The sequence below is a fragment of the Holdemania filiformis genome (genome assembly GCF_003459085.1).
Lineage (GTDB): Bacteria > Bacillota_I > Bacilli_A > Erysipelotrichales > Erysipelotrichaceae > Holdemania > Holdemania filiformis.
In genome coordinates this window covers 1-8,556 of record NZ_QRUP01000036.1, presented here as the reverse complement: position 1 = coordinate 8,556, position 8,556 = coordinate 1, and the positions used below count along the sequence as shown (strand labels likewise).

The following is an 8,556-nucleotide window of genomic DNA, read 5'->3' as shown; positions in this document are numbered from 1 at the left end:
ACCTTTACACATTACACAGAGGTTGCCTAAGGTAATACTATACTTAGGCAACCTCCACACCCGGCGCAACGCCACCCGCCAGCCGCGCCAGCGGCTCGGCGCGCAGGCATTTTGCGCCTATGTCCTTGCGGATTGTGATAATTTTACAAAAATTAACTAATTGATATTTAAAAATGGTAATTTGCGTAATACCCACATGACCATATTATAAATATCCTCGCCCTCCGCAATCAGTATAACTATAGGCGCAAGCGTCACGATAGTATTTAGCCGGACAAAGAATGATAAAAACTCCAATCCACCCGAAAGCCACGTAAACAATGTCATTACTCCAGTAACAATAAACGCCGGAGTAGCCGGAAATGCCGGAAGTATAGACAAAATACCTTTAATAGCCCCCAGTACCATCTGCATTAACCCTGTAAATATCATTTACCAAATATCCTCCTAAATTTATGCGCGCAGAGCAAAACAACGCCGATCACTAAAACACCATCCATAATATCTAAATAAAGATTATATTGCGATCGATAGCCTATGCGATCGACGTAATCCGCTAAACATACCTCGCCTTTATGCCAATAGACAGTATGATCATAAACAGCGTCACCCCAAACAATACAACCACGCCCGCTTGTGTTCTTTGTAAACAGATCAAAAAACTGTCCCAGCACTACAAACGGATAGCCCAAAATCCCTACCTTATCCTCCGCAATCGTTTTGACCTCATCAAACGACTGCGCTACAACATCAGTATCAGGGATAACCAGCGCTTTAATATCGACCATTACACCGGATATAGACGTTGTTATGCTCTTACCCATATCCTCCATTATGCCAGGCAGATCAGCACACCAATCAGACAAAGCAGACCAGCCAGCCGATACATTATCAGCCATGCCAAGCAATATATCTTTAATGCCCTGTATGGGAGCTGTGTTTGCTACGATGTCAGCTAAATGCCCTATCTGTGTACCAATACCCGCAATGATATCCTTTAAACCTGTAAGAGCATTTTCAAAGCCACCAACAACAATATCCTTTAAATCAGTTAAACCGTTGCCTATACCGCCTAAAAGAGCGCCAAAAGGCTCGATAAGATTAGTTTGCCACCAGCTTTTACTTATTGTATCTCCGCCGCCTGATGGGTCAGTCGTTGGCACAATATAATTACCGCCCTTAAGGACAAGCGTAATATCTGACATACTCAAAGATGACTCATCAGATTTTTTGAAACTAAAATAAACAGTAGTCGGTTTCGATAATGTAAAAGAACGCTCATCCCCCCACCAACGACTATACAAACTATAAGCCGTACCATTTTGAGTTAATATAGTAAGCTTTAATCCCTCTGGAATAGTTATAGTATAACTACCATCATTAAGCGCTATACCTTGTGTACTAAAACGAGTGTCAGAAGCATAAAAACCCGTTTGTTCATTTATGCCAAAATTTCCAGCATATACAGTCTGTCCTTTATCGTTAAGAACATAATCAAAAGCACTAAATCCCGGTGTCGGCGTTGATGTTGGTGTCGGAGTCGGTGTTGTCTGTCCAGCTAAAATATTTAAAACTTCTTGAGCTGTCTTTTTAGACAGCTCATCCAGATCATAGTCATAATTATTAGGCAAATTTATAGTAATATTTCCTAACGCCTGTTCAAGGCGGGTATCAAAATCCGTATTATCAAAATCAACAGTACCTGCGGCAGTACCAGACGATATAGTAGGTGTTGGATAAGTAACATTCCAAAGCGCACATTGAAAATCAGACGTCGAGGAACTCGCTGGAAGAATTATAGAACTATACCAAGTAGCGTCATCTCCAATACTATCAGAAGAGCTACCAATAACAAAAGGTACGGTACTATCATATTTTACTAAAAAGAGATGACTCGAAGAACCAGTATATTTATAATATGATAATTTAGGATCGCCAATAAAAACTCTTTTAGCAGTAATAGAAGCTCCAGAAAATTTAGTTTTTAAATATGTCGAAGCACCAACGCCCCCCAAATATGTATAACCAAATGTGCCAGTATGATCAGAAGCAAGATCACATGTATAAACTGTATCATAACTCCACTTCCATGTTTTAACAGTCGTTGATGTCTTCTTAGAACCACTCCAACCATGAACCGTAGTTTCACCTACATTAATAAGCGTTGGCTGACTTTTATAATATGTACCGTTGAGTTGACCAATCGTATTTTTACCAAATGTTTTTAGATCAGATGTATTAATCTGATTTTTCCACGTTTTAGTAATTGGATCATAACCCTCAACAACTTTGTCCATTAATGCTTGACGATGTTCATCAAAATTCGCGGCGGCGGACATTACAGCCTTTATCTCGCTTATACCCGATAAACCTGTAAACGATTCAACCGCTTTGCCTAAAGCAACAAGCAACCAATCGGCAATGCCACCAATAACGTCAGAACCAGCGTCCATTAGCATAACATCCGGCTGGTCAGACGAATCAATAATTGTATATGGATCGTCATAAGTACCCGAACCAACGACAGCATAACCTGCCGCCTGCAAATTTGCTATATACTCAGCGTCGTCAAACGTTTCTAATGGTGGCGCTGGTTCTACATCCTCAGCGGCGACTGTCCATAAATTGTATGAGCCAGCTAAAAAACAAAGCAATGCACAAAATATAAGCACAAGCTTTTGCATATACTGCCGTAGTTTCAGCATATTCTAAACCCCTTTCCTGATTTAATATAATCGTTTGCAAATGTTCTGTATAATCCACATTAGACGGCGTGTCTTGTATAATAATCGGCGTAGCTGACACCTCCGGTATCGGCGTGTTCTGCGTATCCACACCATTTTCCGTTTCCTCCGTTGGTTCTGGCGTTGTTAAATTATCCATTAATATCTTATCCTTTCTTTACCTGTTATTAAACAAATCGCAAAATTAGCGGCCGTTGCACAAACAGCCATCACGACAGCGAGCGGAAACGCCCCGGCAAATAAATCAATTACCGCCTGTGTTAATACTGATGTCTCGATCATGATCGTATATATCCCCTTTCCTTAGCTCATTACTAATAAACTTAGTGCGAGAAATTGTATAGTAAGTATCATACCTTTTATACATCTGCGGAGTGTGTATAAACATATATTTTTTACGGACAGTACCCGATACATGGCTATCATCTGTACTCTCATCCGTATTATCCCGATCAACCAATAAATTATATTGGATACAACCCATAATATTTTTACATACAACAACATCACTAAACTGTTGCCGCAAAGGTTTAGCCATGCGCCCGAAGACCTGCGACGTACAAACAATGTGCTTACGTTGCTTACGTTGTTGAGCAAACTGCACCATTGATTCAAGATTAATGTTTTTGCTTTCAAGACTATTGAAATATAAATGAATCTCATCAATCAAATATATAACACCCTCCGTCTCATTTTCGTAACGAGTAAGATCATCAGCGTTATCAAACGCAAACACCCTATTTGTGCGACGATATAAGTCGTAAAGATATGCATGATCAAGCCAGCGCATACTACCGTTAAAATAACGCTGAGAGATCGCAAGATTAAATTGCTTTAACCATTGATCATAAGTAACGATAGGATAATCTTTAAGCATTAAATTTGTAACCAATTTACACTTAGGATAACGTTCCATCAGTGAATAAACATAATTAACGGCGCTAAGCGTTTTACCACTACCTTGAGGACCGACAAAAATACATAAGCCATCAGCCCAAAAATAAGTAGGATTATTACGAGCAAAATCAATCTTATACATCAGATAATCCTTAAACTGTTGTAGCGGATGAAATGGCACTTTTGGTGCCTGTGTATCCATACCCATATAATACCTCCATCTGTTTTATGTCCACTGCGTCAGCACCAAAGCAATAACGCAGGTCAATTAACCATCTAACCCAATGTAGCGCCCAAAGTAATGGCACCCATGCAATAACCCTGTAAGTTTGCTTATAAAATGACGATTGTAACGTCATTAAATCTAGTACACCATAAGTAACTACGATCTTATACGTAACGTTATCCCTCCTGACCGTCGGGGGCTGATCTCGCTGGCTCGCAAACGCTCGCACGTCTGCGCCGTGCTCCCGATCACTCACCAGCTCCATCAGCAAGGTTGTTTTATTCTAATCGCTTTCGCGATCTTTACTCCTAATACTTTCCGAAATTTGTTTCACTTAAACATATTTATAAAAAGCAAAAGACACAACAGCAAAAACACGGGAAGCCAAAGATAAAACAAATCTTCAAAAATCATTTCTATCGGCATAACTTAAAAGCACTCGCGCGAACAACTATCCAAATACAAATCCCACTTCAAAACAGCAAAAAAGCCAACCAAAAAAAACGGGAACAGAAACAAATAAAACAATGAATCTCGGATTAAAAAAAACGAAACAATTCCTGTAAAAAAATGACAGAAAAATACTAAATGATATAATTTCCTATTTTTCGATAGTTTCGATTTTTTAAAAATTTCAATAAAAAAACTTACTGCCCTTTTTAAAATAGAAAAAATCAAAAAAACAAAAGGCGAAAATAAAGCGACTAATAAAAAACGGATAACTGAATTCATTTTTAAAATATCTCCTTTTTAATTTAAATTGATAAGCAACGCAATAAACGCCAAACCCAAGGGGCATGCCCCTCGTCGCAAGCTCCTCACCCACTCTATGGCTTGCGTCACTATCTTAGTATTTGCCTGCGCAAATACAGAGATTGCCCGCCATCCGGGCAGACTACAAACCAATAAGCCGCCGCTTTAATGCCGTTAGGATGCGCCCCACGCTCGCGCTCAAGGGGCGGGCGGCCTTGCACCACCGCCAACCCTTTAAGGCTGGCGGTGGTTCGGGCGGCGCTGGCAAGGATTATCTGTACTCAAACAATTTTTCAATCGTTTGAAAGATTTCGGCGCGGAAAGCCTCGATCTCTAAATAATCGCCCAAATTTAAAGCCTGAAGACTTCCAAGCATACCATATAGCCGATAGCAACAATCGATCGCATAATTTGCAAAGGAAGAAAGAATCTCAACTTCCCCGCATACGAGCGGTCGCCTTGTTACCTCAAAATCGGAGCGAATTTCATCAATCAAGAACCTAACAGATTCCTCGCTTACCAAATACTCATTCATCATTTATTCCTCCAAGCCTGAAAGGAAATCAAGCAAATATTGCTTACCATCCAACTCACCAAGTTGATTAGCTTCTTTAATCACTCGTTTAATCGTATTAAGCTGACCAATCAGAAAGAGTGTATAATCAACCATGGCATTAAATTTATTCGCCTGCGACTGTGTAGTTTCATCATCGGCTTCAATATATCCAACTATTTTATAATCGATATATTCCGTCGCTATTCTTACCGCCAAATCAGCCGCTCTGCGTACACATTCAACCATCAACTCATCATAGCTCATCTGTTCAATTTTCTTCATTTTCTTTTTCTCCTTAAATTCTGAATTTAGCTCCAGCTAGATTTAATGCCGCAATAATTACTTTTGTTTCAGCTTCCCCGAATTTCATTCTGTATCTAAGCATTTCATAAATTTCTGGTTTTGACATGCTACCGTCAAAATACGCTGTATCATCTTTATAAGTATCGATAATTTTCTTATTTTCTCTTTTAAATTCCGCTTTTATCATTTTCTTTTCTCCTTATATTTATGTTATAATGGAGACCGGAGGGGCGGAAGCCCCTGCCGATCGTGTAGCTGGCTTAGTTCCGGCTGCGTGGGAATCGGGTTACAAATCTTCTTAAGCTTTCGTCGGAGCTGGGTTTGTAGCCTTTTTGTTTGCACCAATTACGGTACTTATACATCGTATCCAAGTTACTCACCTCCATCTATAAGGCGGTGTTTCTATCCTCCTTTCTATACCTCCCTTATATAACCATTGTAAACCATATTCATTTACAAGTCAATAACTTTAGTTAACTTCTGCAGTTAACTTCGATATTTATTTAATTTATTTGTAAATTATTTACATTTACGTGAAAATGTGATAATCTACTTACAGGAGGCATTAACCATGATACAAGATAAATTAAAGGCACTCATAACCCTGTCAGGACAAAACCAGATAGACATTGCCAACGCTTGGCAAATATCACGACAACAGCTTAACAATAAAATCAGATTAAACTCTTGGAAAATCGACGATTTAATCAAACTAGCTGATCAGACAAATACCCAGCTTGCCTTTATCGACAAAAACGGTAATCCAATAATTAAATTTGATGTTTCTGACTTACCGGATTAACATCCGGTTTTTTTTGTGTCTTGATCAACAGCAACACCATCTAAAGCGCTTATCGCTTTAGCTAAAGCATCAATATAACCACGTAGATAAAAAACGCGATCGCCATTATCCCAAAAGCCATCCAATACAGCGGCATCTAAATCACCTTGAGCATAAACAAGATCAGTTTGCAAATCCGCGCGCAATTTATTAAAATCCGTGTAATCACCTCCTAAAAATAAAGGGCTAAGGCTTCAAGCCCTAGCCCAGAAAGTTAAAATCTCACTGTGCCTGTGCGGATGGTATGCTGTACTGCGCTAGCGATCTTACGCGCCGCGAACCATGTCACAAACAATGTACCGCACGATCCGATAATTGCCGTGATAATAGTCGTGACATCTGCGGACGACATCAAGCTGCCCATCGCTGTCGCAATACCGCTCACATCCAAAGCTGCGCCTTCAAGTAACATTAAATTCATGTTTTTCTTTTTCCTTTCTGTTCGTTCTACAAAATTTCAATTTATATCAACGCCAGCCCGTGCACTGACCAACGGCGATACCGTTAATATCGGGACGATGTACCAAGTAAAACAGGTATCACCATCCCACTCATCCACCCAATCAAAACCCTCGACAAACGCCGCCATAGACGGCAAATGCTTAACCCGCATATCAGCCGCAAACGTCATCGTGTCGCCCATTTTGATCAGATACCGCTTTGTTACGACCTTAGCGGTCATCGCGGCTATATCTAAATCCTGATATATCTGACATATCCTTTTTAGATCATCTTTATAAATGCGGTTGGTAAACATTTCCAGCCCCTCTTAATTGTAAATCAATCTTTACAATTAAAATGCCGGAAAATTTTTTTGGTAAATTTTACGCCTTTTGCTGACGAACCAGATCATTCAGAATGCCCTGAAGCATGTACTTCTCAGCTGGCGACAAGAAAATCATCTTGTCATATCCATTAGGGAAACTCAGAGACAAATACTCAAACGGCTTCCCCGCCTTACTCGTGCCCACTTTCATTTCTGCTTCTAACTTGATTTTCATTTTCTTTTTTCTCCTTTTCTTTATTATCTCTGTAAAGTAATGCTAACTATATTTATATTAAAAAAATCAAGTTTCCTTGATTTTTGAAGTATGTTTGCACGATGTATATTATCCAATTTTTCAGATTGTATGTTATCCAATTTTTCAGATTGTATGTTATCCAATTTTTTTGTTTCGGAAAATTTACATCATGCGAAGCCAACAACATCCGCAACAACTTAAACAACTTTTGAATTCAACTCATTGCCAATACAGTTATAAAGCAATTCTAACTTTTCTAAAGAAAGAAGAAAATCATTACCCTTCATAAAATAGCTAAAATTACTATCACCAATACCAGCTAAGCGAAGAAAATAAGACATCCTCAAAAGTGGCTTACATTGTGCGAAATACTCTCGGTACTCCGCTTTTGTCATTTAATAGTTACCTCCTTAATGCAAGGTTACTACTATTAAAATATTTTGTCAATAAAATTTTTAATTCCTGAACTTATTTTTATTAAACCTTGTCGACATCCGGTCAGCAAGCTCCCGCTGAGCGTCATCAATCGACTCTTTAAGTGATCGCGGCGTCATTACAAACTCTTTGTATTGCTCCATTGTATAATCACATGGGCCAAACTCCAAAAAAAGTTTAACCTCATGAATACGCCGCAGAAGCGCCGCCCATGTCTCCGGTTGATCAACCTGTATCTGTTTATACTGATCTTCCAACGCAACATTACTGATGATATAAACTTCCGTATAACAAGCTTGCTTGTTTTGATATCTACATGGCAAAGTTAAGGGATACCCATCTAAATAATTTAAGAGATCACTAACCTTTAACTGCCCCCTATACTCCTCAAAGACAATAACAGCCTCGCCTTTGTATCCATCAAATGGATGATCATAGTCTGTAACCCGATAAACCGATGTATAGCCATACAAATCAGTGACATATCGGCTTTTTCCACTACCAGCAGTACTATAAATATACGTAACGTGCAGATCACGCCACTTATCCGCATATTGCTGGTTTAACAAAGATTGCCTAACGCGCTCAATTTTATCCATATATAGGATATAGCGCGGATCATCGTCTATAATATCAGCGTCTGTCATACCGTCTTTAATCATTGCGTAAAGGTCAGCCAAATCGTTCCGAGCACCCGGGCGTTCAACTGGCATTTCCCCCACTTCCTCAAACGTTTCCGGATGATTCGTACTTTTCTTTTCGCTATCCTGATACTTCCC

Annotated in this window: 13 protein-coding genes and 1 pseudogene; 1 reads left to right on the top strand and 13 read right to left on the bottom strand. The window is 39.4% G+C overall.

Going from position 1 to position 8,556, the window contains the following annotated elements:
* Positions 1-156: 156 nt before the first annotated feature.
* The 7 genes from DWY25_RS17395 to DWY25_RS17365 form a co-directional block, all read right to left on the bottom strand.
* On the bottom strand, positions 157-432 hold the full coding sequence (locus DWY25_RS17395; RefSeq protein WP_117896377.1) for a hypothetical protein: 276 nt from the start codon (positions 430-432) through the stop codon (positions 157-159).
* Complete coding sequence (locus DWY25_RS17390) at positions 429-2,705, bottom strand: hypothetical protein (RefSeq protein WP_117896375.1); 2,277 nt, start codon at positions 2,703-2,705, stop codon at positions 429-431. The genes DWY25_RS17395 and DWY25_RS17390 overlap by 4 nt, the downstream gene beginning before the upstream one ends.
* Positions 2,605-2,883, bottom strand: coding sequence for a hypothetical protein (locus DWY25_RS17630; protein WP_147336719.1), 279 nt, complete (start codon positions 2,881-2,883; stop codon positions 2,605-2,607). Before DWY25_RS17630 ends, DWY25_RS17390 begins: the two co-directional genes overlap by 101 nt.
* A 105-nt stretch (positions 2,884-2,988) precedes the next feature.
* Positions 2,989-3,849, bottom strand: coding sequence for an ATP-binding protein (locus DWY25_RS17385; RefSeq protein ID WP_117896373.1), 861 nt, complete (start codon positions 3,847-3,849; stop codon positions 2,989-2,991).
* Between the two features lie 1,042 nt (positions 3,850-4,891).
* Positions 4,892-5,155, bottom strand: a complete 264-nt coding sequence (locus DWY25_RS17375; protein WP_147336718.1) for a hypothetical protein — start codon at positions 5,153-5,155, stop codon at positions 4,892-4,894.
* Positions 5,156-5,158: 3 nt separating this feature from the next.
* A complete protein-coding gene (locus DWY25_RS17370) occupies positions 5,159-5,458 on the bottom strand; it encodes a hypothetical protein (protein ID WP_117896367.1) in 300 nt (99 codons plus the stop codon).
* 13 nt (positions 5,459-5,471) lie between these two features.
* The gene (locus DWY25_RS17365; RefSeq protein ID WP_117896365.1) at positions 5,472-5,666 is read right to left on the bottom strand and encodes a hypothetical protein; all 195 of its coding nucleotides are present in this window, start codon (positions 5,664-5,666) and stop codon (positions 5,472-5,474) included.
* Between the two features lie 384 nt (positions 5,667-6,050).
* Between DWY25_RS17365 and DWY25_RS17360 the strand changes: the two genes are divergently transcribed.
* Positions 6,051-6,281: a hypothetical protein gene (locus DWY25_RS17360; protein WP_117896363.1), complete on the top strand. Its 231-nt coding sequence runs from the start codon at positions 6,051-6,053 to the stop codon at positions 6,279-6,281.
* Here the strand turns inward: DWY25_RS17360 and DWY25_RS17355 are convergent.
* The 6 genes and pseudogenes from DWY25_RS17355 to DWY25_RS17335 form a co-directional block, all read right to left on the bottom strand.
* Positions 6,278-6,466 carry a hypothetical protein gene (locus DWY25_RS17355; RefSeq protein ID WP_117896361.1) on the bottom strand — a complete coding sequence of 63 codons (189 nt, stop codon included), beginning with the start codon at positions 6,464-6,466 and terminating at the stop codon, positions 6,278-6,280. The two genes, DWY25_RS17360 and DWY25_RS17355, sit on opposite strands and share 4 nt — an antisense overlap.
* Positions 6,467-6,534: 68 nt before the next feature.
* On the bottom strand, positions 6,535-6,741 hold the full coding sequence (locus DWY25_RS17350) for a hypothetical protein (protein ID WP_117896359.1): 207 nt from the start codon (positions 6,739-6,741) through the stop codon (positions 6,535-6,537).
* A 36-nt stretch (positions 6,742-6,777) separates the two neighbouring features.
* Entirely contained in the window at positions 6,778-7,077 is a 300-nt protein-coding gene (locus tag DWY25_RS17345; RefSeq protein WP_117896357.1) for a hypothetical protein, read from the bottom strand.
* A 67-nt stretch (positions 7,078-7,144) separates the two neighbouring features.
* Entirely contained in the window at positions 7,145-7,321 is a 177-nt protein-coding gene (locus tag DWY25_RS17800; protein WP_181981896.1) for a hypothetical protein, read from the bottom strand.
* A 218-nt stretch (positions 7,322-7,539) separates the two neighbouring features.
* On the bottom strand, positions 7,540-7,737 hold the full coding sequence (locus tag DWY25_RS17340) for a hypothetical protein (protein WP_117896355.1): 198 nt from the start codon (positions 7,735-7,737) through the stop codon (positions 7,540-7,542).
* A gap of 60 nt (positions 7,738-7,797) precedes the next feature.
* Positions 7,798-8,556 (bottom strand): annotated as a pseudogene (locus DWY25_RS17335) (hypothetical protein); the annotation flags it as partial.

Excerpts from the sequence above, each read along its gene's own strand:
- DWY25_RS17395 (WP_117896377.1), bottom strand. The coding sequence starts at position 432 with ATGATATTTACAGGGTTAATGCAGATGGTACTGGGGGCTATTAAAGGT.
- DWY25_RS17390 (WP_117896375.1), bottom strand. The coding sequence starts at position 2,705 with ATGCTGAAACTACGGCAGTATATGCAAAAGCTTGTGCTTATATTTTGT.
- DWY25_RS17630 (WP_147336719.1), bottom strand. The coding sequence starts at position 2,883 with ATGGATAATTTAACAACGCCAGAACCAACGGAGGAAACGGAAAATGGT.
- DWY25_RS17385 (WP_117896373.1), bottom strand. The coding sequence starts at position 3,849 with ATGGGTATGGATACACAGGCACCAAAAGTGCCATTTCATCCGCTACAA.
- DWY25_RS17375 (WP_147336718.1), bottom strand. The coding sequence starts at position 5,155 with ATGAATGAGTATTTGGTAAGCGAGGAATCTGTTAGGTTCTTGATTGAT.
- DWY25_RS17370 (WP_117896367.1), bottom strand. The coding sequence starts at position 5,458 with ATGAAGAAAATTGAACAGATGAGCTATGATGAGTTGATGGTTGAATGT.
- DWY25_RS17365 (WP_117896365.1), bottom strand. The coding sequence starts at position 5,666 with ATGATAAAAGCGGAATTTAAAAGAGAAAATAAGAAAATTATCGATACT.
- DWY25_RS17360 (WP_117896363.1), top strand. The coding sequence starts at position 6,051 with ATGATACAAGATAAATTAAAGGCACTCATAACCCTGTCAGGACAAAAC.
- DWY25_RS17350 (WP_117896359.1), bottom strand. The coding sequence starts at position 6,741 with ATGAATTTAATGTTACTTGAAGGCGCAGCTTTGGATGTGAGCGGTATT.
- DWY25_RS17345 (WP_117896357.1), bottom strand. The coding sequence starts at position 7,077 with ATGTTTACCAACCGCATTTATAAAGATGATCTAAAAAGGATATGTCAG.
- DWY25_RS17800 (WP_181981896.1), bottom strand. The coding sequence starts at position 7,321 with ATGAAAATCAAGTTAGAAGCAGAAATGAAAGTGGGCACGAGTAAGGCG.
- DWY25_RS17340 (WP_117896355.1), bottom strand. The coding sequence starts at position 7,737 with ATGACAAAAGCGGAGTACCGAGAGTATTTCGCACAATGTAAGCCACTT.